The sequence below is a fragment of the Pseudomonas mandelii genome (genome assembly GCF_002251635.1).
In the GTDB taxonomy this organism is placed as follows: domain Bacteria; phylum Pseudomonadota; class Gammaproteobacteria; order Pseudomonadales; family Pseudomonadaceae; genus Aquipseudomonas; species Aquipseudomonas mandelii_B.
This window is the reverse complement of sequence record NZ_NMOJ01000023.1, coordinates 5062-25282: the sequence shown is the minus strand read 5'-3', so window position 1 is coordinate 25282 and position 20221 is coordinate 5062. Positions and strand designations below refer to the sequence as shown.

At 58.6% G+C, this 20221-nt stretch carries 25 protein-coding genes; 10 read left to right on the top strand and 15 right to left on the bottom strand.

The genetic code is table 11. The features are described 5' to 3' along the window. Window positions 1-19: 19 nt before the first annotated feature. Together yghX and B7L09_RS03740 are read right to left on the bottom strand one after the other, a co-directional pair. Window positions 20-907, bottom strand: coding sequence for a YghX family hydrolase (yghX, locus tag B7L09_RS03745; RefSeq protein ID WP_094467800.1), 888 nt, complete (start codon window positions 905-907; stop codon window positions 20-22). A gap of 58 nt (window positions 908-965) precedes the next feature. Continuing rightward, a complete protein-coding gene (locus B7L09_RS03740; protein WP_094467799.1) occupies window positions 966-1811 on the bottom strand; it encodes a LysR family transcriptional regulator in 846 nt (281 codons plus the stop codon). A gap of 146 nt (window positions 1812-1957) precedes the next feature. On the opposite strand from B7L09_RS03740, the gene B7L09_RS03735 reads away from it, so the two are divergent. Together B7L09_RS03735 and B7L09_RS03730 are read left to right on the top strand one after the other, a co-directional pair. After that, a complete protein-coding gene (locus B7L09_RS03735) occupies window positions 1958-2890 on the top strand; it encodes a DMT family transporter (RefSeq protein WP_094467798.1) in 933 nt (310 codons plus the stop codon). Between the two features lie 486 nt (window positions 2891-3376). Then, window positions 3377-3736 (top strand): DUF6124 family protein, encoded by a 360-nt coding sequence (locus B7L09_RS03730; protein ID WP_094467797.1) that lies wholly within the window; start codon window positions 3377-3379, stop codon window positions 3734-3736. Between the two features lie 960 nt (window positions 3737-4696). Here the strand turns inward: B7L09_RS03730 and B7L09_RS03720 are convergent. Together B7L09_RS03720 and B7L09_RS03715 are read right to left on the bottom strand one after the other, a co-directional pair. Beyond that, window positions 4697-4960 (bottom strand): DUF2790 domain-containing protein, encoded by a 264-nt coding sequence (locus B7L09_RS03720; protein WP_094467795.1) that lies wholly within the window; start codon window positions 4958-4960, stop codon window positions 4697-4699. Window positions 4961-5135: 175 nt separating this feature from the next. Next, window positions 5136-5549: an ester cyclase gene (locus tag B7L09_RS03715; RefSeq protein ID WP_094467794.1), complete on the bottom strand. Its 414-nt coding sequence runs from the start codon at window positions 5547-5549 to the stop codon at window positions 5136-5138. 102 nt (window positions 5550-5651) lie between these two features. Between B7L09_RS03715 and B7L09_RS03710 the strand changes: the two genes are divergently transcribed. Continuing rightward, on the top strand, window positions 5652-6530 hold the full coding sequence (locus tag B7L09_RS03710) for a LysR substrate-binding domain-containing protein (RefSeq protein WP_094467793.1): 879 nt from the start codon (window positions 5652-5654) through the stop codon (window positions 6528-6530). 59 nt (window positions 6531-6589) lie between these two features. Here B7L09_RS03710 and B7L09_RS03705 read toward each other — a convergent pair whose 3' ends face one another. Next, window positions 6590-8353: an L-lactate permease gene (locus B7L09_RS03705; RefSeq protein ID WP_094467792.1), complete on the bottom strand. Its 1764-nt coding sequence runs from the start codon at window positions 8351-8353 to the stop codon at window positions 6590-6592. A gap of 243 nt (window positions 8354-8596) precedes the next feature. On the opposite strand from B7L09_RS03705, the gene B7L09_RS03700 reads away from it, so the two are divergent. Beyond that, complete coding sequence (locus tag B7L09_RS03700; protein WP_094467791.1) at window positions 8597-8833, top strand: hypothetical protein; 237 nt, start codon at window positions 8597-8599, stop codon at window positions 8831-8833. A gap of 31 nt (window positions 8834-8864) precedes the next feature. Here the strand turns inward: B7L09_RS03700 and B7L09_RS03695 are convergent, their stop codons facing one another. Further along, window positions 8865-9716, bottom strand: coding sequence for a CAP domain-containing protein (locus tag B7L09_RS03695; RefSeq protein WP_094467790.1), 852 nt, complete (start codon window positions 9714-9716; stop codon window positions 8865-8867). A 166-nt stretch (window positions 9717-9882) separates the two neighbouring features. Between B7L09_RS03695 and B7L09_RS03690 the strand changes: the two genes are divergently transcribed. Next, window positions 9883-10503 (top strand): cell wall hydrolase, encoded by a 621-nt coding sequence (locus B7L09_RS03690; RefSeq protein WP_094467789.1) that lies wholly within the window; start codon window positions 9883-9885, stop codon window positions 10501-10503. A gap of 50 nt (window positions 10504-10553) precedes the next feature. Here B7L09_RS03690 and B7L09_RS03685 read toward each other — a convergent pair whose 3' ends face one another. The 5 genes from B7L09_RS03685 to B7L09_RS03665 form a co-directional block, all read right to left on the bottom strand. Continuing rightward, a complete protein-coding gene (locus B7L09_RS03685) occupies window positions 10554-10829 on the bottom strand; it encodes a hypothetical protein (RefSeq protein WP_141213424.1) in 276 nt (91 codons plus the stop codon). A 290-nt stretch (window positions 10830-11119) separates the two neighbouring features. Further along, a complete protein-coding gene (locus B7L09_RS03680) occupies window positions 11120-11818 on the bottom strand; it encodes a dienelactone hydrolase family protein (protein WP_094467787.1) in 699 nt (232 codons plus the stop codon). A gap of 37 nt (window positions 11819-11855) precedes the next feature. Further along, window positions 11856-12479 carry a glutathione S-transferase family protein gene (locus tag B7L09_RS03675; protein WP_094467786.1) on the bottom strand — a complete coding sequence of 208 codons (624 nt, stop codon included), beginning with the start codon at window positions 12477-12479 and terminating at the stop codon, window positions 11856-11858. 54 nt (window positions 12480-12533) lie between these two features. Continuing rightward, the gene (locus tag B7L09_RS03670) at window positions 12534-13049 is read right to left on the bottom strand and encodes an HvfX family Cu-binding RiPP maturation protein (RefSeq protein ID WP_077750138.1); all 516 of its coding nucleotides are present in this window, start codon (window positions 13047-13049) and stop codon (window positions 12534-12536) included. Between the two features lie 57 nt (window positions 13050-13106). Further along, on the bottom strand, window positions 13107-13310 hold the full coding sequence (locus B7L09_RS03665) for an HvfA family oxazolone/thioamide-modified RiPP metallophore (protein WP_059405530.1): 204 nt from the start codon (window positions 13308-13310) through the stop codon (window positions 13107-13109). Window positions 13311-13688: 378 nt separating this feature from the next. Between B7L09_RS03665 and glsB the strand changes: the two genes are divergently transcribed. The 4 genes from glsB to B7L09_RS03640 all read left to right on the top strand — a co-directional run bounded on the left by glsB (window position 13689) and on the right by B7L09_RS03640 (window position 17381). Continuing rightward, a complete protein-coding gene (glsB, locus tag B7L09_RS03655) occupies window positions 13689-14597 on the top strand; it encodes a glutaminase B (RefSeq protein ID WP_094467784.1) in 909 nt (302 codons plus the stop codon). An 84-nt stretch (window positions 14598-14681) separates the two neighbouring features. After that, window positions 14682-16184: an aldehyde dehydrogenase family protein gene (locus tag B7L09_RS03650; protein ID WP_094467783.1), complete on the top strand. Its 1503-nt coding sequence runs from the start codon at window positions 14682-14684 to the stop codon at window positions 16182-16184. Window positions 16185-16258: 74 nt separating this feature from the next. Further along, window positions 16259-16606 carry a BON domain-containing protein gene (locus tag B7L09_RS03645; RefSeq protein WP_010459553.1) on the top strand — a complete coding sequence of 116 codons (348 nt, stop codon included), beginning with the start codon at window positions 16259-16261 and terminating at the stop codon, window positions 16604-16606. Between the two features lie 166 nt (window positions 16607-16772). Further along, window positions 16773-17381, top strand: a complete 609-nt coding sequence (locus B7L09_RS03640; protein ID WP_094467782.1) for a DJ-1/PfpI family protein — start codon at window positions 16773-16775, stop codon at window positions 17379-17381. A 92-nt stretch (window positions 17382-17473) separates the two neighbouring features. Here B7L09_RS03640 and B7L09_RS03635 read toward each other — a convergent pair whose 3' ends face one another. The 3 genes from B7L09_RS03635 to cynS all read right to left on the bottom strand — a co-directional run bounded on the left by B7L09_RS03635 (window position 17474) and on the right by cynS (window position 18817). After that, complete coding sequence (locus B7L09_RS03635) at window positions 17474-18136, bottom strand: carbonic anhydrase (RefSeq protein WP_094467781.1); 663 nt, start codon at window positions 18134-18136, stop codon at window positions 17474-17476. Between the two features lie 37 nt (window positions 18137-18173). Continuing rightward, window positions 18174-18248, bottom strand: a complete 75-nt coding sequence (locus B7L09_RS03630) for a DUF2790 domain-containing protein (RefSeq protein WP_255141745.1) — start codon at window positions 18246-18248, stop codon at window positions 18174-18176. A 101-nt stretch (window positions 18249-18349) separates the two neighbouring features. Beyond that, complete coding sequence (gene cynS, locus B7L09_RS03625; protein WP_094467780.1) at window positions 18350-18817, bottom strand: cyanase; 468 nt, start codon at window positions 18815-18817, stop codon at window positions 18350-18352. Between the two features lie 121 nt (window positions 18818-18938). Here cynS and cynR point away from each other — a divergent pair, with 121 nt between their 5' ends. After that, window positions 18939-19913: a transcriptional regulator CynR gene (gene cynR, locus B7L09_RS03620; protein ID WP_255141742.1), complete on the top strand. Its 975-nt coding sequence runs from the start codon at window positions 18939-18941 to the stop codon at window positions 19911-19913. Here the strand turns inward: cynR and B7L09_RS03615 are convergent. Next, window positions 19819-20121 carry a hypothetical protein gene (locus B7L09_RS03615; RefSeq protein WP_094467779.1) on the bottom strand — a complete coding sequence of 101 codons (303 nt, stop codon included), beginning with the start codon at window positions 20119-20121 and terminating at the stop codon, window positions 19819-19821. The two genes, cynR and B7L09_RS03615, sit on opposite strands and share 95 nt — an antisense overlap. Window positions 20122-20221: the final 100 nt, after the last annotated feature.

Genomic DNA, 20221 nt, shown 5'->3' with positions numbered 1-20221 from the left:
CAACCCGAAAGATCGCAGCCTAAACCAGGTATTTGTTGAACCAGGCCACGGTCCTGTCCCACGCGAGCTTAGCGGCGGCTTCATCGTAGCGAGGCGTGGAATCGTTATGAAAACCGTGATTGCAGCCTGCGTAAATGAATGCCTCGTAAGTTTTGCCCGACGCTTTCAACGCTTTCTCATACGCCGGCCATCCTTCATTGATGCCCTTGTCCAGTTCGCCGTAATGCAACAGCAGCGGCGCCTTGATTTTCGGCACATCCTCAGCCTTTGGCTGCCGTCCATAAAAAGGTACGGCCGCCGCCAGTTCCGGGTAGGCCACCGCCGCCGCATTGGTCACGCCGCCGCCATAACAGAAGCCGGTGATCCCGACTTTTCCCGTGGTCTTGTCATTTTTCATCAACCAGTCAATGGCGGCGAAAAAATCATTCATCAGCTTTTCCGGATCGACAGTCGCTTGTAACTCCTTGCCTTTTTCATCGTTGCCCGGATAGCCGCCCACCGAACTCAGGCCATCGGGTGCGAGGGCAATAAACCCCGCTTTGGCAACGCGCCGTGCGACGTCCTCGATGTAAGGGTTGAGCCCACGGTTTTCATGCACGACCACCACCGCCGGCACCTTGCCGNTGGCTTTGGCCGGGCGCACGAGGTAGCCGCGCACGGTGCCGTTGCCTTTGGGCGAGGGGTAGGTGATGTAGTCGGCGATGATGTCCGGGTCGGTGAATTCAACCTGCTCGGCGAGCGCGTAGTTCGGGCTCAGGGAGGCGAGGAGGGCACTGGCCGTCAAACCGCCCAGGGTGAACAGCGCCGCTCGATCAAGAAACTCGCGCCGGTTGATCTTGCCGTGGGCGTAGTAGTCGTAGAGCTCCAGCAGTTCCGGGGCGAAGTCTTTGGCGGTGAGACGGTCCATGGGGCGCTTCCCGTTGATTCGAATTCTGAATCAGTAAAGCAGTGTTTGGCGCACTGACTCAGTTTTCGAAACAGGACGCCAGGAAACTCATCACCGCCTGGACCGACGGGGTGTGCCGGATGTCGCTGTGGACCACCAGCCACACTTCACGCGCCAGCCCCGCGCCCACAGCCTCCATCGCTTGCAAGCCATAATGCTCGCCGAGGAAGTACGGCAGTGCCGCGACACCAGCGCCTGCCTGGGCAATGGTCGCCTGGATGTTCAGATCATTGCTGCGCAGCAGGATCGGCCGATCCCCCGCTTGTTGCTTGAGCCAGACCTGTTGCGGGGTTTGCTCCATGGTCTGGTCGTAGGCGATGAACGCCAGATCTTGTGGGGCGGTCTTGGACAAGTAATCTGCCGAGCCGTACAGGTGGAACTGCACCGTCGCCACCTTGCGCGCCACCAGGTCCGGCTCCTTGGGGCGGCTCAGGCGCACGGCAATATCGGCTTCGCGCCGCGACAACGAAGCGCTGTCCAGACTGCCGATCAACTGCACAGACAGTTGCGGATGCAAGGTGCGCAACGCCTTGATCCGCGGCGCTATCAACGCGCAAGCCAGGGCGGGCGGGGCACTGACGGTGACTTCGCCGGTAAAGCTTTCCTGCCCGGCGAGCGCCGAGCGTTGCACCGCGAACGACTCGCTTTCCATGCGCCGCCCGAGCTGGGCGATGCGTTCGCCGTCCTCGGTGATGACATAGGAGCGAGGGCGTCGGTCCACCAGCTTGAGGTTCAGCGAACTCTCCAGCGCGCTGATGCGTCGCGCCACGGTGGCGTGGTCGACCTTGAGCTTGCGCGCCGACGCCGACAATGACTGCTCGTGGGCGAAGACGATGAAGTAGCGAAGATCCTCCCAATCGAACATGGGCGTTTTCTCACATGATGGGTGAATAAATGGGGAATTTTGCCCCACTGCCAAGCCTGCAAGAATCCTTCAACACCTGACAAGCAGGTCTGAAGCATTCCGCGATGTGCGGCGTGTTCATCGTACGACTTGACGAGGAAACAGCCATGTCAAAATCAACCCCTCTCGCGTATGCCGGCATCGTCGGTGCCACGTTTTTCTGGGGCACCAACTTCAATGCCGGCGCCTACATCATCAAGAGCATGGCACCGATCAGCGCCTCAATTGAGCGCTTTGCCATATCCACCCTGTTGCTGGTGCTGATTTTCGGCCTGGCGGGCAAGTTGCGCCTCGCCACGCTGAAGCAAAATCTACCGGCCTTTATCGGTCTGGGCCTGCTGGGCTTTACTGCGTTCAACCTCGCAACCTTCTTCGGTCTGCAAACCACCACACCCATCAACGGCGCGCTGATCCTGGCGACCACGCCACTGTGGACCATGATCTTCGCCGTGCTGCTCGAAGGCGAACGCATCGATCGCGGCCGCGCCATCGGGCTGGTGCTGGGCTTGCTGGGCGTTGGACTGGTGATCACGCGCGGGGATATCCAGGTGCTGCTCGGGCTGAAAGTGGCGACCGGCGACGCAATCATCCTGGCCGGCAGCATCGCCTGGGCAGCCAACATGGTCGGCACCCGACGCTTCGTCAAAGACTCGACACCGCTGGAAACCACCACATTTTCCATGTTGTTCGGTGTCATTGGCCTGATCGTGCTGGGCTTCATCTATGAAAGCCCGATGGCCTCGATCAGTGCGGCTTCGCTGTCTGTGCATGGCGCGGTGGTTTATCTGGCGGTCTGTGGTTCGTTGATTGCCTACTTGCTGTGGTTCAAAGGCATTCATGCCATCGGCGCGGCGCGCACGTCGATCTTCTTCAACCTGGCGCCTGTGTTCACCATGCTGGTGTCCTCGATACTCGGTGTGCTGCCCAATGTGTGGCAGTTGCTGGGGGCGGGGGGCGTGATTCTTGGGGTGGTGTTTGCTTCGGGGTTGGTGTTCGGAGCGAGTGAAGCTTCGGCGAAGGTGGCAGAAAGGACCGCGTGAAAAGCAGGCATCCCCCTTACCCCTGTAGGAGCTGCCTCGTTCCCCCTTACCCCTGTAGGAGCTGCCTCGTTTCACTCGACATCTCCTACAGGATTGGGTGTACACCTGATTTTTACCATTCGCGCGGCGTTAATAAACATAGCCGAAGCTTCTTTGTTTAAGCGCTCTCAAGGTTACGTCCTGAAAGCTACAAAACCTTGCGCCGTTGCCTACGGCTGCGCCAGAATCCGCCGGCTTGTGCGCCTAGGGGCCCCTCGGTAATTTGATACCCGTCACTGCCCATCAGTGATCGGGTTTCGCAGCCCGGGTAATCTCTAGACGCACAACGTCTAACGCTCGTGAGCAGATGCTTGTCAGGTCTGTCGTTCATGTCATGGCGGCTGTGCGTGGGAGGCCTTCGGGTNTTTCCCGGTCTGCTAACCTGCGTGCAGCTGCCTCCCTCTCGTTTAGCAGCAAGAGGGTNNNCATTTCTCTAGGAGTTTCACCATGTTCAAAGTCACACCAAACCCGCCGGACACCGATCCGGTCTTCCCGTACGAACCCGATTCAAAGAAGCTCAACGAAGCCGCCGAGCGGGCACTCGACTTCCACTTCCCGTCGAATGCCGACATCAAAGCCTGCCCGCGAACACGCAGCACGCTGTTTTCCGTAGATCCGGAGGCCACGGCCGAAACCCTGGCGGTTTATCTGGTCGAGATACTGGCGTCGGTTGACGTGATGGTCCATCAGTTGGTGAATCATCTAGAGGGGGAATCGCGCTACGCATTGCTGGGCATTTCCAACAGCATCATGGTGGCGGAGATCACGGCGAATCGGGTGTTGGATAAGATTGATCTGCCTAAGTAGGTGCTGTCTTCTGTGGTGAGTGAGTAGCGGACGTTGGGCTGTGCAGCGGTGCCTTTTTGGGGCCGTTGCGCGGTCTAGTGGTAGCAACCTCTCTCGCCACAGGTTTCTCGGTGCTTGGTGTTCCTGCTAACTGTCTGGCGTTTGGGCTTGTACATGATGTGATTAGTCTGGACGCCGCGTTATCGTCCTTCGCAAGTAAGTTTTGCTCCTACAGGGGCGCGTTGTGAGAAAGCGGTTATGCTGCCAACCAGGAATGGGTAGTCGATGGAGTGGTTGGTGATTGGGGGGAAGTTGAAGCGTTCAAGCTATTAGCCAAGCATACTTAACTCGTTTCTCAGAAGAGGGCGTCGCGACTGCTTCTAATACAATTTCAAAGGTGTTACGTCGAAAAGTTATAAACAACTGTCATTTCTTACAGGTGATATTGAACAGTTGTCGATTTAGGATGAAGCCTCTATGAATAGATGGAACTATTGAAATGCCATACTCACAAGGTTCGTTCACTAATATTGCCGTCGACGCCCCTATCGATGTTCAAACACCTAATATCCATAAAGGCACTTTTAAATCTGCTACTGCTACTAAAGTGGTTATGAACTGGAAGGGAGGGCTGAGGGAGTTTGAATATTGGGAGATTCAGCAAGTTAATGTCGGGGATGACTTTAAAGACGTTTTGAGGGAGGATGGAATCGTATGGATACGACCCATAAAATGACCTGTTAGTACGATCACTCATATGACTACCTGGTCACCACCAAGCTGCATCATCGCCGCGTATTGTTTGTTGCTGTTGATCCAGTCCAGTCCAGAGCTGGCGGTGGTGCGGGTGGCTTGTTGCAGGTGTTGGTGGCCGGCGCCTGATCTTCTTTAATCCGTCGTAAAAAAAGACCCGCTGATGCGATGCACCAGCGGGTCATTTGCTTTGCCGTTCAATGCGGCTTTTGTTTTACAGCCCCACATTCAGTTCTGCACTTCGCAGGCCTGGGCCATTTTGAAGTAGGTAAAGGCTTTGACGTTCCCGGAGTCGTCCAGATAAGTCAGTTTGGCGGCAACCACTTCGCAATCGGCGGAACGAGGTTCCTCAAGGGAAATGACCTCGGCCACGTGTATCGGCATGCCGTAGTGATAAGGATTGGCGGGTACGTTGGGAGTGTCGGCCTGGGCGTAACCGGTGAACGCGGCAATGGTCAGCGTGGTTGTAGCAAGCAATGTTCGAATGTTCATGATGTGTTTCCTGTAGTGATGATGAGTGTGAGCAACGTCTGCCGTCTGGCAGGCTCGGGTCANTCGTCGGTGTCATTTTAAATTCGACCAGGGTGCTCCCTCCGAGCGCGTTGCGTGGACGCAAACAGAGGGAGCGGGGTGAAACTCTGCAGTTGGCAACTTTAAACGTTAAAGTTCAGAGCCCGATCAAATCGCGATGAACTTCCAGCGAATTACGCTCCACCCAGTTGTGTGCCAGCAGGCCATCCGGCCGAACTTCCCAGACCGCGGTGCCGAGCATTTCAAAAGGGCTGTTGCACGTGCGGCCACCAATAAATCCCTGGTTCTTTCCCGCCAGTTTCCAGCGAGAGGCAACGCGAGTGCCTTCGGCATTCTGAAACGTCTCGATACTGCCGAACTCGAAGTCTTCGATCTTCGACAGAAAGACGCCGATCCATTGAATGAAGGCTTCGCGGCCAACGATATCCATACCGCCAGAAGTGATGACAAAGTCTTCAGCCACGAAGCGTGCTGCGGCTTGTGGATCTTTGGCTTGCCAGACTTCACGCCAGAAACGTTCAACAATCTCTACCGCTGTATTGACTGCCATTTTCGAACTCCTCGTATTCAGGTTGAGTACGATGTTCGGCAATTGCTATCTAGAACACAAACGCATAAATTTAATGGCATCCAGTTGAAAGGCGAATCCATCATGCAAGCCAGCGACCTTGAGATCGACCTGCTACGGGCGTTTATCGCGGTGGCGGAGACCGGCAGTTTCACCGCGGCTGCCGAGGTGATTGCGCGGTCGCAATCGGCGGTGAGCCAGAAGATCATCCGGCTGGAAGAGGTGCTCGGTTTTCGTGTCTTCGAGCGCACCAGCCGCGCGCTGACGCTGACCCCGGACGGCGAACGCCTGCTGGTGGGTGTGCGCCGAATGATGGTGCATTTCGACACCTTCATGCGGGACATCAGAGCCCCCGCGACCGTCAACCTGCTGCGCCTGGGGATCTCGGAAAATCTCGTGCCGACCCAGCTTCCCAAGCTGCTGTCGCGCTTCACCCAGTTGTACCCCGACATTCAACTGGAACTGACCACCGGCCTGAGCGACGACCTGCTCACCGACTACGAAGCCGGGCTACTGGACGTGGTTATTTCCAAGCGAAAATTCAGTTCCGGCACCACAAGAGGCCGGGTCATCTGGCGCGAACCGTTGGTGTGGATTGCCGCGAAGGATTACGAAATCGAATCGTCGAAACCGGTGCGCCTGGTGATGATGCGTCCACCCTGTGCATACCGCGCAATCATGATCGAAGCCCTGGCCACGGTCGGGCGGGAATGGGCATCCGCATGCTTGGCCAGCAATTTGATGGGCGTGCAGGCGGCAGTTGCGGGAGGGTTGGGGATTACGGTGTTGGGGACTTCGTTTTTGCAGGAAGGAATGCGGATACTGGAACCGTCGGAGAAGTTACCGACCTTGCCCAGCACCGAAGTGGCGGTGGTTGGCGATGATGTTCGGACTCAGCATCTGGTGCAGCCGTTGGTGTCATTGCTGACGGAGGGGTTGATGTCGGGGGGGCGTCTGACTTGATCCGTGCGTTGCAAGCCCTAACCCGGGCGAACTCGCCCGGGTTATGGACCGTTTGACGTCTAGTGCCCGCCCACCACCATACTGCTGAACGGCGCCACATAAGCCTGCAACGTCACCAAGCCCCCAACCAGAATCGCCAGCACAATCGAGTGGAAGAACACATAACGCAGAATCTCCCCTTCATGCCCGTACCAGCGAGTTGCCGTGGACGCGACCACGATCGACTGGGCGTCGACCATTTTGCCCATGACCCCGCCAGAACTGTTGGCCGCGGCCATCAACACCGGGCTGATGCCCAGTTGCTCGGCGGTCACTCGTTGCAAGCCGCCGAACAGCACGTTGGAGGCCGTGTCGGAGCCGGTCAGCGCCACGCCGAGCCAGCCGAGGAGGGTGCCGAACATGGGGTAGAAGATGCCAGTCGCGGCGAAGGCCAGGCCCATGGTGGCGTCAAGACCTGAGTAGCGGGTGAGGAAACCGAGCGCAAGCATGGCCACGATGGTGATGAGTGAGTAACGCACCACCCACAGCGTTCGCAGGTATTGGCGTGCCAGTTGCGGGATGGAATAGCCCATCAGCAGGCCGCCGACGATGGCCGCCAGGAGGATGCCGCTGCCGGTGCTGGTGAACCAGGTGAACTTGTAGACCGCTTCCTCGGTTTTAGCCGCGGGCACCACGGGCGGCACCTTTTCGATTTGCTGGTGAATGGTGGTGAAGGTCACGATCGGGGCGAAGATCGGGTTGGCTTCGCGCATCGGTTTGCCCTGAGGGTCGAGCTTGGCTGAGTTAGTGGCCGGATCGATTGCCGGGCGGGTGTCGAACATGTTCTTGAAGCCCTGGGTGCCCCAGGCGAACACGAACACGGTGAGGATGATCCACGGCATCCAGGCGCGCATCACCGCCGGTTTCGCATCGCTGGCGAAGGCCCCACTGGTCTCGGCTTTTTGCTGATGTTCCTCGTCGATTTTCGAGTTGTCGACGCGCCCGGTCAGGGCGGCCGAGGTGTGTATCGTGGCCGGTTTCCAGACCTTGAGGAAACCGGTCAGGCACGCCATGGAGATCAGCGCGGCGATCACGTCCACCAGCATCGGCCCGTGGTAGTTGGACACCAGGAACTGCGGCACGGCGAAACTGACCCCGGCGACCAGAATGGCCGGCCAGATTTCCAGCATTTTGCGCCAGCCGGCAAAGGCCCAGATCAACCAGAACGGCACCAGCACCGAGAAGAACGGCAACTGCCGGCCGACCATCATCGACAGCTCCATTTCATCCAGGCCGGTGACCTTGGCCAGGGTGATGATGGGCGTGCCCAGTGCACCGAACGCCACGGGCGCGGTGTTGGCGATCAACGCCAGGCCAGAGGCAGCCAACGGCGAGAAGCCCAAGCCGATCAGAATCGCCCCGGTCACCGCCACCGGCGTGCCGAACCCGGCAGCCCCTTCAAAGAAGGCGCCGAAGCAGAAGGCAATCAGCAGCAGTTGCAGGCGTCGATCGTCAGTGATGCGCGCAAGGGAATCCTGCAGCACTTTGAACGAGCCGTTTTCGGTGGTCAGCCGATGCAGGAAGATGATGTTGAGCACAATCCAGCCAATCGGCAGCAGGCCGTTGGCGGCGCCGTAGAGTGCCGCCGAGCCCGCCATGTTCGCCGGCATGCCGAAGGCAAAAATGGCAATCAACAAAGCCGAGCCAAGGGCCAGCAAGGCCGCCAGATGCGCCTTGATATGGAAAAACGCCAGGGATGCCAGCATCACCACCACCGGCACCGCCGCCATGATGGTAGAAAGCACCGGGTTACCGAAGGGATCGTAGATTTGCTGCCAGACCATGTTCCACCTCTGCTTTTTATTGTTGGTTGTGCAGGCCCCGGGCGGGGTTGGTGGAATGGAGTATAGGTGGCATTACGCCGCTGTCCCGGGAGGTTAGTCGCAGTCGTCCGCGGCACTGCTACAGGGTGTTGTGTGAAACAAAAATCGGCGAGATCATGATCAACGCGTTGAAACGGCTTGCACAGAAGGGGGTTATTCCCGATTAACCCGTGACTCGGCTATCACCGACGAGAGGATCCAGCGATGACTGAACGCCATGAGGAACACAAGGAAACGCTATCCAATGGATGCAAGATCGAAGTGAAGGCCGAAATATTGAAGGACGGCTCCCTGAAAATGTTCATCGGTGTTTACCGGCCGGATGGCTCGGTCATTGAAGAGGACCATCACCCGTCCCCCCATCTGTTGGACATGGAAGCGGCTTTGGAGTGGGCAATCGAAAAAGCCAAAGACATCGGCAACCAACAACACACGTTGTAAGAGCGGTGAACCACCGCTCTGACCATCGCCTTTACTGCGTACCGAACATGGCTGTCCAGTAAATCCCGGCGTCACTCTTTGGATCAANNGCATAGGCTGCCCCCAACTCGCGAAATTGCGGGTTCATCAGGTTGGCGCAATGGCCGGGGCTGGCGAGCCAGCCGTCCACCACCTTGCGCGGGGTGTCTTGCCCGGCAGCGATGTTCTCGCCGACCTCTTGATAGTTGTAACCCGCCAGTTCTGCGCGATCCCCCGGTGTGCGGCCGTCGCGGTCCTTGTGGTCGAAGAAATTGTTATTGGCCATGGACCGGGTATGTTCCTGGGCGGCGGTCGCCAGCGTCGCGTTCCAGGCCAGCGGTGTGGTCGCGGCAAACGGTTGACCACCGCACTGACGGGGTTGGGTACGGGCGGCGTTGAGCAATTCCAGGAGCTTCTGGCCTTCAGCCGCAGCGTCGCCCAGGCGCGCGGTCAATAGCGGTCGTGCCAGCACAATGCGCCAGTCGCGTCCCTCGTGGCTGACCCCGACATCGATGAATTGCGGGTTCAGCACTACTTGGCAAAAGCTCTCCTTGATCGCCGTGATGGCGGACTGCGCATCTCGCGGGCCGGACAATGTGATCGCCTGCACGTTGACCATCGGGTACGACGCCCGAGCCATGGCCTGCTGCAAATCGACAGGCCCGCTGGCCGATAGCACCAGACGCTGATCGTTGGTCAACGGCGGCAATTCCGGTGACGCCTGACCGGCGCAACGCTGCACCTGACTACGGTAAACGTTGATCGACTCGACCAGTTGCGTCTCTTCGGTCGCCATGGCGTTGGCGGCGAACACCAACCCCAGCGGCAACACGGCAAAACGCAGAGCGGATGACAGGACGCGCATGGAAATCTCCCTTGATTTGACTGCGCCCATGATGCGCGATTCCACCCCATGCCGCGCAATGCCTTTTTGCGCTTTGTTGTCCGCTTGCTGACATGATTTGGCTACTACACTGAAGCCAAGTCGCCTAACGGGCGCTTCCCTCGACGCCACACAGAGTGTCTCCATCATGTTCCTCAAATGGTCAGCTACGTTTCTCGTCATTACCCTAATCGCAGGCCAGGTGATTGCCGACGACCAGCAGCAGAAAAAGGAAGTGGCTGAAGACAAGGCCCAAGTGCTTGAGCAGAAAGCCGCGGAGAAGGGCGGCGATCTGCCCGTACCGAAATCCGAGGCAATCACCCAACCTGAAGTCCAGGCGGTCGATCCCGTCGGCAAGTCACCGCTGGACGATCCCATCACCTGCATGGCTCGCTCCATCTACTGGGAGGCCAAAGGCAAGGACACCGCCGACATGGAAGCGGTCGCCAACGTGGTCATGAACCGCCTCGGCCACGCCGGTTTCCCCGACACCGTGTGCGCGGTGGTCAAGCAAGGTTCCGAGACCAAGAGCTGCCAGTTTTCGTGGTGGTGCGACGGGCGCCCAGACACGGTCCAGGAAGAGACGCAATATGCCCTGGCCAAGGAAATCGCGCGCAAGGCGCTGAACAAGCAGCTCCCGGATCGCACCGGTGGCGCGATGTATTTTCATGACCGCACGGTGAAACCGGACTGGGCCAAGGAGTACATCAAAACCGCTGAAACCGGGATGTTCCGGTTTTACAAACCGCATGATGGGTCGGCGAAGTAGGTCGTCATTTAGAAGGCCATGGGCGCTCAATGGGCGCCCATGACATGCTGCTAGAACTTCGCGTAGTTCAACGCATCGACCAGTGCCGAACCTCCTATGCCGGTCAGTGACAGCAACGATGACGTGCCGGACACCGGTTGCGCACCCCCATCAGCCCCCGAGGTGCCTTCACTGAGCATCTCGATTGAGGCAGGGCTAATAAGGCTGGGTGACCGGTGATTGGAAACATGAGGATTGCTCATTCGCAGGCTGTAGCCTTTGTCGACCCAGAGAGGCAGTTCATCCGGGTTTGCGAAACGGATATAGTCCTTCTCGAATCGAGTCATGCTGACCACGTAATGTCCATCCTCATGCCTGTGTGGCCGTAAAACGGTTCCAATCGCATTGCCCCTCTTAACAACGGCTTGAAGTTTTATCATTGGATTTTGCTCCATGACTTCCGATGAGGCTGATCGTTTGCTCAAGGCATTGCCGCTGGGGGCAGTCGATTTGCTGACCTTCGAACTGATGCCGATCGGGCCGCTGAGTCCGCTGGGAATGCTGATCAAGTAAGCGTGGCGCAGAAAAAAGGCACCTTCATCGCTTGATGAAGGTGCCTTTTGCATGGCGTCGGCTTTTACAACTCCTGCCCCAAAAAGATCAACGTATTGCCATGCGCCTCAGCCGCTGCACGCTGGTTGTAACTGTCGCGGTGCGAGCAGTTAAAACCATGTTCGGCCTCCGGGTAGACAACAATTTCCACGTTGTCGTTGTTGTCGAAACGCTCGGCGATTTTTTCCACGGCTTCCAGTGGAATGTGGCTGTCCTGTTCGCCGAAGTGCATCAGCAACGGCACCTCGATTTCATCGGCACGGTCCAAATGATTCTGGATGCCGCCACCGTAGTAGGCGATAGCCACATCCACCAGTCCATTGGTGGCGGTGAGGTAGGACAGCAAGCCGCCGAAGCAATAACCGATGGAGGCGATGCCGCCGTCCAGGCCAGGTTGCGCATCCAGCGCTTCGATGGCCAGTTTGATGTCGCTCTGCGCCTTTTCGATGTCCGTGGCGTTCATCAGCTCGACGGCGCGTTTCCAGCCGGCTTCGTCGTAAGTCAGTTCGATGCGGTGGCCATTGCGCCAGAACAGGTCCGGCGCAATCACCAGGTAACCATCGGCGGCATATTGCTCCGCGACTGAACGGATGTGTTCATTCACGCCGAAGATTTCCTGGATCAGCACGATCCCCGGACCTTTGCGGGTATGCGGAATCGCCAGGTAAGCGCCGAAGGTGCCTTCGTCGCTGTCGATCTCGATCCATTGGGTGGTCACGCTCATGGTGGCTCCTGTCTACGCAAGTGAGTGGGGTTGAGGCTTATTTCGGCTGCGTGGCCTTGTAGCTTGGCAGAGACTGCATACGTTTCCACCATCCGTCGAAACCGTCCACCGAAAACACCTGAGGCGCATCCGGCGTCATCGCGATGTAGGCGCAGCCCGGTGCCAGGTAAAAGTCACCGATACTGGGTTCAAGACCTGCGATATACGGATCGGTGCCTTTTATTTTCATCAACTCGCGCAACACCCGTTTCGAGTTCTCGATTCCTTTGCGGCGCGACTCTTCATTCTGCCCGCCAATGAAGTCAGGAAAAAGATGGTAGCCGAACACCTGCACCAGGTTGCCGTAGCCATAGGAATCGTAGATGCCCTGGGCCATGTGGGTGCGAGCGCGGTCGTGGGCGTTATCCGGTGTGATGGAGGGTCCGGGCAGGACTTCGTCCAGATAGGCCACGATCGCGCCGGTTTCGATGACCCGGAAGCCGTCATGGTCGATGACGGGCACCTTGCCGAAGGGGTGCCGCACCAGATGTTCCGGCAGGTGCGGCTCGCCTTTGATCACGTTGACCTGCACCTGGTCGAAGTCCGCGTCTTTTTCCGCAAGCAGCATTTTCACTGTGCGCACATAGGTACTGCCGTCAAAACCGTAGAGAGTGAGGCTCATGGCGATTGCTCCGTTTTTCAAGGGAGTGGAGGACGCGCCCGAGCCTCTGGTCGGTCAATGCTGAGTGCGACGCCAGAAAAATCGGGCCAACAGTGCATCCAGGCTGAGCTTGCCGGCACCCGAGAGCAACAACGGCATCATGGCGGCGAGGTAGATCAGCGGCAGCTTGAAGTTGCCGTGACCCTTGTTGCTGATGGCGTAACCCTGGGCAAGCTCACTCAATGTAGACCAATCGGCCGGCCAGTGAACGGCAGCGGTCGCGACAATCGTGACGACGATCAGAATGATGGCCGATACCCGCGTTCCGAAGCCGACCAGGATGGCCAGGGCGCAGATCAGTTCGGCCCACATCGACAGTTCCCAGTTCAGCGTGGCCGGCACGTGGTTGAACGGAAACGGGAAGGCGTCCTGGATGTCGGCGAACCAGTTCTCGCCGTTCCATTTTTCCAGGCCCGACTCGAAGAATTCCCAGGCAATGAACAATCGCAGCGTCAAAGGCGCGAGCCAGCTGCCGGCACGGTCGAGGTTCAGGTGCAGGCCTTTCACGGCCGATGAAAGTGAGGTGTTCATGAGCTTGATCTCCGTTCAGTCAGGAAGGCGGGGCAGCGGTTGCCCCGCGCAATCGGGTTACTCGCCGGCGCCGCACTTGCCTTCGCCACATTTGCCTTCAGCGGGCTTTTCCGCGGTGTCGGCCTGGACCTGGCTGTAGCCGTGAGCCAGTTGTTTCATGCTGAACGCTTCGGATTCGGAAGCCGAAGCCACGTTGGACAGGGCCAGGCCGCCGGCGATGATCAGGCCGAGGGTCAGGGAAGAAGTCGAGAGCTTGAACATGGTGATACTCCGTAGCGTTGAGTGAGTTGAGCGCTTTGATCGGCAGGGCCAATCGACACGCACAGTTCATCAAGCGGGTGTATCTGCGATGTGTCTTTGGTGCGGGGTTTTATGGATGGGGTGTGTCACAAGGGCGTCTGTACACACTCCGATACACAGGCACCATCGCATCCCTGTGGGAGCGGGCTTGCCCGCGATAGCGGTGTGTCATTCAACGATGATGTTGACTGGCAGTCCGCAATCGCGGGCAAGCCCGCTCCCACAGGGATGTTGGAGATTTTGAGCGAGGTGTTTAAGCAATCTGTGATCCAGCGCCAGCCAATGGCGTCTAGCCTCCGTGTCCCCGCAATCCCACGGGGCGAGACTTCGGAACCCGGCATGCAAGCGCTGTTGAACGAGATCCTTGATGCTGTCCGGCCGCTGATCGGTCAGGGCAAGGTGGCTGACTACATTCCCGCCCTCGGCACGGTGCCGGCCAATCAGTTGGGCATTGCCGTGTATGGCAACGATGGCGAGCTGTATTGCGCNGGTGATGCCGACACCCTGTTCTCGGTGCAGAGTATCTCCAAGGTGTTCAGCCTGGTGCAGGCCATCGACCACGGCGGCGAAACCATCTGGGAACGCTTGGGCCACGAGCCTTCGGGGCAACCGTTCAATTCCATGGTGCAGCTGGAATTCGAACGCGGCCGCCCGCGCAATCCGTTTATCAACGCCGGTGCCTTGGTGATCTGCGATATCAACCAGTCGCGCTTTGCCGTGCCGATCCTCTCGATGCGCGACTTCGTCCGTCGGTTGTCCGGTAACCCGCAGGTCATGGTGGACGGCGTCGTCGCCGAATCCGAAGCCCAACACGGCGCGCGCAACGCGGCCATGGCGTACCTGATGAAGTCCTTCGGCAACTTCCACAACGACGTGGACGCGGTGCTGCGCAGCTACTTCAGCCATTGCGCGCTGCGCATGAATTGCGTGGACCTGGCCCGGGCGTTCTGCTTCCTGGCCAACGACGGGTTTTGCAAACACAGCGGCGAGCAAATCCTGACCGCGCGTCAGACCAAGCAAGTCAACTCGATCATGGCCACCAGCGGGCTGTATGACGAGGCGGGCAATTTTGCTTATCGCGTCGGTTTGCCGGGCAAAAGCGGTGTGGGCGGGGGAATCGTCGCGGTGGTGCCGGGGCAGTTCACGGTGTGCGTCTGGTCACCGGAACTGAATGCCGCCGGCAACTCGCTGGCCGGCATGGCGGCGCTGGAATTGTTGAGCCAGCGGATCGGCTGGTCGGTGTTCTGAGGCATTAGGGCCTGAGCGGTTAATGACGCTCCGTGGATTTTCCTATACATTTTCCAGCCGCCCACAGCATGGTGAAACCGCTTCATGTCTTTTGCGCTCGAACGTCTAGTCGCTGGCACGCCGATCCCTTTTGCCGGTAATCGTGTCACTGTCGTCAGCCCCGAACTGGCCGCGCGCTTTCAGCCCGGGGACCATTTGCTGGTGGAGCAGGTCAGCGGCGAGTTGTTGCTGATTCCGGTGGCTGACCAGCAAGCGGCGGCCGTCGCCATTGAGCGCGCCGAAGCGGCGTTCAGCGCGCTGTCCAGCGTCTCGGATCAGGCGATCAGCACGTTCTTCGATCTGTTTGCCCAACGGCTGGAAACTCCCGATTGCTGGGCGCTGATCGAGGCCGCCAACCTGGCCGACATTGAGCGTGCCAAGGCCCGCGGGCGCTCCACCACGCGACTGCTGGCCGATGAGCGCATGCGCCGCGACATGATCGCCGGCCTGCGCGCCTGGCGCGATGCGTCGGCGACTCGCGGCAAGGTCATAAGTTGCGTCGAGCACGACGGCTGGAAAGTCGAACAAGTGGTGTCGCCGCTGGGCATCGTCGCGTTCGTGTTCGAAGGCCGGCCGAATGTGTTCGCCGACGCCGCCGGTGTGTTGCGCACCGGCAACACCGCCGTGCTGCGCATTGGCAGCGATGCGTTGGGCACCGCTCAGGCCATCGTCACTCACGCATTGAATCCGGCACTCAGCGACGCCGGTTTGCCGAACGGCGCCGTGTCGTTGGTAGAAAGCGTCAATCACGCCGCCGGTTGGGCGATGTTCGCCGACCGACGTCTGTCGCTGGCCGTGGCCCGGGGTTCGGGCCGGGCGGTCAGTCAACTGGGCAGCATCGCCCAACAGGCCGGCACCGCCGTCAGTCTGCACGGCACGGGTGGCGCCTGGCTGATCGCCGACAAAGACGCTGATGCCCAGCGCTTCGCCGCCGTGGTGCGCAATTCTCTGGACCGCAAAGTCTGCAATACCTTGAACGTCTGCCTGATCCAGCGCGACCGCGCCGTTGAGCTGGTGCCGGTGTTTCTCGACGCCCTCCAGCAGGCCGGCACCGCCCGGGGCCAAGGCTGCAAGTTGCATATCGTCGAGGGCAGCGAATCGTGGTTGCCGACTGAATGGCAAACCGGCAGCGTTGAGGTGTATCGCGCCGAAGGCTACCAGACCGAGGCACTGGCCGAACCGTTGCCCGAGGATCAGTTGGGGCGCGAGTGGGAATGGGAAGAGACCCCGGAAGTCAGCCTCAAGATCGTCGATGACCTGGACAGCGCCATCGCCTTGTTCAATCGCTACAGCCCGCAGTTCACCGTGTCGCTGATCAGCGAAGACGGGGCCGCGCATGAACGTTTCTACAACGCGGTCAACGCGCCGTTTGTGGGCAACGGGATTACCCGCTGGGTCGATGGGCAGTACGCGCTGAACAAGCCGGAACTGGGGCTTTCGAACTGGGAGAGCGGTCGCCTGTTTGCCCGCAGCGCGATTCTTTCGGGAGATGGCGTGTTCACCATTCGCAGTCGCATGACCCAGACCGATCTGTCGGTCAAACGCTGACATTCCGGGCACAGGCAACGATCGCACTATAATTAAGGTGTGTTTGCGTCTGTGTCTTGAGTGAGGGCTGCGTCATGAAACTTCATTCTTTTCGGCATTACTCCCACGATCTGGAAACGGTCGTGCACGACACATGGATCACCGGCCGGGTTAAGTCGGCCCTGGCCTTGGCCGAACCCAGCCTCGGCCTGCAGATCCATGTCAAAACCCTTGCGGGTACGGTGGCGTTGAGCGGTCGGGTCAACACCCATAAACAGTGTGAGCAGGCTGTTGCGCTGGCCCGTTCGGTGCCGGGCGTCGTGGAAATCGATGCCAGGGACTTGCTGACCCACGTGTTCACGCCAGGCAGTAATCCAGTTCCCCCTAACGCCGAAGAAACCGCCGAGCGTCGGCCATCATCGTCAGCAAAAGACGATCACTGATCAGGGCGACCTTGTGAGTGCAGCGCTCCCGTGAACAGGGAGCGCTGCGACGCGGGCATTTCAGATCAAGCAACAATCGATTGAATTTTTTGGGTTTCCCCCAGCTGAAGCAAAGGCCGAAAGGCTCGGTGAGCACCTTGCTGGAGGTGATTCGGCGCAAGAACTCATGTTGTTGGCCAACGGTGTCGAGCCATTGGAAATGGCGGCGTTTACCGATGTGCTCGGTTGGGCCAATCTGCTTGGCGACCAACCCGTGGAATTGATCAACGCCGGCCTCCGGCGGAATATCGTGACGACCTTCGGGTTATCGTTCAATCCGGCTCATTTATTGAGTGAGGTTGATCTCGACAGCTTCGACGCGTTGGCATTGCCCGGTGGTTTCGAACCCTCGGGCTTCTACGAAGAGGCCTTGAGTGAGCCGTTTCTGGCGGTCATCCGGCACTTTGTCGCGGCCGGTAAAACCGTCGCCAGTGTCTGCGTGTCGTCGGTGTGCCTGGGCGTTGCCGGGGTGCTGAAAGACAAAGATGCCACGACCTATCACCAGGTCGGTGGCAAGCGCAAAAACCAGCTGGTTGAAACCGGTGCCCGTTTCGTCGACTGGCCTGTGGTGGTGGATGGCCGCATCATCACGTCAAGCGGCCCCGGCACGGCAACGGAAGTCGCCTTCGTGCTGCTGGAACAACTGACCAGTGCTGCAAATGCGGCGGATATCCGGCAGAAAATGCGTTTTCCAACACCGTCTCGCCAGTGGTATGAAACGCCGCAAGTGCCTTGATCCGGCACGCCCTTCATTTGCCTCGTACATCCAGGGAAGGTGTACATAGTGACTTCAAGCATGTTGAGTACTCCTGAAAATCAGAGGCTGACTTAGGCAACCGCTTGCGCGGGACGGGCATGAACGGCAACGGTGTTCGGATGTTTGACCAGCGACTTGAACGTCTTGTTGTCGGCGTCCAGGGCGTCGATCGAACCGGTGCCTATGTCGTAGACCCAGCCATGCAGATTCACCAGGCCTTTTTCCTGCGCCAGGCGTACGCTCGGATGGGTCTGAATGTTCGCCAGTTGGGCGATGACGTTCTCGCGCACCATGGAGCTGACCTTGGCCGCTTCATTGGCGTGAGGGCGCGATTCGTTGATGACTTTCGCCGACTCGGCATGTTGCAACCAGCCCGCGACNGCAGGCAGGTGATCCATGCATTTGCATTTGGCGACAGCGGTCATGGCACCGCAATCGGAATGGCCGCAGATCACGATATCGGTCACGCCCAGTACGGCGACGGCGTATTCNACCGTGGCCGACACGCCGCCNGGNTGGGGGCTGTAGGACGGCACGATGTTGCCGGCGTTACGGATCACGAACAGTTCGCCAGGCTCTTGCTGNGTCAGCAGTTCCGGCACCACGCGGCTGTCGGAGCAAGTGATGAACAGAGTGCCTGGATGTTGCGTGGTGGCCAGGTGTTTGAACAGGTCAGTGCGTTGAGGAAATGCTTCTTTTTGGAACTTCAAAAAACCTTCGATGAGCGCTTTCATGATGTTTACCTTTCATTGAGTGTTGAGTGAGTGACGATCAGTTGGTACAGCCGCTACCGATCACGCTGTATTCCAGGATGTGGGTTTCACCGTGCGAATCGCGGTAAGTCATTCAGGTTTCACGACTGCTTTGCAGCTTGATCGAAAGGGTTAAGAAATTTTTTGAAGCAGGCCCGCAAGGCTGCGGGCCGATTTACAGGTCCGGTTGCATCCTTAGAAAGGGCGCAGTGGCAGAAACTTGCCGTCGAGGGTGATCACTGCACGATGGCCGCCTTCTGGGTCTTCGACTTTCTTCATGTTCAGCTTGAAGTTGATGGCGCTGATGATGCCGTCGCCAAATTTCTCGTGAACCAGGGCCTTGAGCGTGGTGCCGTAGATCTGGATCATTTCGTAGAAACGGTAGATGGTCGGATCCGTTGGAACACCCGACAGGCTGCCGCGCANCGGGATGATTTGCAGGCGGGCGACCGAGTCAGCATCCAGGTCCAGTTTTTCGCCGATCACTTTGGCAGCGGCTTCAGGCAGCGGGTGCTGGCCGAGCAGGGCAGCGGTGACGTAAGCCAGGCCAAGGCCGGTGCCTTCAGTCACTTGTTCGAAGGACAGGTTTTTGCGCGCCTTGGCGTCGAGGATTTTCGCGGTCAGCTCGAGGCTGGTGTCGTTGTAAGCGTGGGACTGTTGCATGGTGTTTCTCCTATCGGGTTTGNTTGCTTGGGTGTGAAGCAATNTTCTGCTGNTTGCTCGATAGCGTCCAAGACCGATATACAATGCAACGCATAAGCGGGGCCTATAGAGGGGGAATTCCATGCTGCTACGACACTTGCGCTATTTGTTGGCAGTCGCCGATAACGGCGGCTTCACCCGCGCCGCCGAGGCGCTGCATGTTTCCCAGCCGACCTTGTCGCAACAGATCCGGCAGTTGGAAGAGACTCTCGGCGTTGTGCTGTTCGACCGGACCTCGCGCACGGTAAAACCTACCGATGCGGGGCAGGCTTACATTGAATGTGCACGTCGCGTATTGGTTGAGTTGGAAGCTGGCAAGCGCGCATTGCACGACGTGAAGGATCTGTCCCGCGGCACCCTGCGCCTGGCCATGACACCGACGTTCATGGCGTACTTGGTAGGATCGTTGGTGCGCGACTACATGGCTCTCTATCCGAACATCCATCTGGAGATCTTTGAACTCTCCATGGCCGATATCGAGACCGGCCTGGCGGATGACTCACTGGATATCGCCATTGCGTTTGACGATGTAAGAAATGCTGACATCGAAACGATCCCGGCTTTTATTGAAACCCTGGGGCTGGTGGTGGGGCGCAATCATCCGTTATACGACTGTAAGAAACCCTTGACCGCCGAGCAGGTCGCTCAACTGGACTTTGCGTTGCTGACTCCCGATTTCGCCACCCGTGTCTGCATCGATGAGTATTTCGCCAAGACGCAGATCACACCCAAGGTGGTGATCGAGGTCAATTCGGTGAGCACCTTGCTGGAGGTGATTCGGCACACGGCTATCGCCACTATTAAGCAACAATCGATTGAATTTTTTGGGTTTCCCCCAGCTGAAGCAAAGGCCGAAAGGCTCGGTGAGCACCTTGCTGGAGGTGATTCGGCGCAAGAACAACTCTCACAGCGCGGCGTCAGTGGCGTTTATGAAACTGGTGTTAGGGGCGGTGGCGACGGAGTCAGTCGTCCAGTGATTGGCAGACGCCATTGGGCGCCTTGCCCGTGGAGCTCACGGTCACCGAGTCGTCATCGGCGAGAACGATCGAAATCGTGATGCCCGAACCCTTGGCTTCGAAGCGACGCTCGCTGATGGCTTTTGTGTCAGCTTCTTTGTTGTTGATCAACACCGGACCGTCCTGATCCGCGTGAATGATGATTTTTCCGGGGCATTCCACATCGAAAGAAGGAACGCCTTCGACACTGTTTGCTTGAGCAATAGTTGCGGTAGCCAGTAATAACAGGAAAGTCAGGGAACTTTTCATCGCAAGTCTCCATGGGCACAACAGCGAATACGCTTAACGATAGCTGTATTTATTACGCTCGCGACAAACAAAAAAAGGCCCCGCTCGATAGGACGAGCGG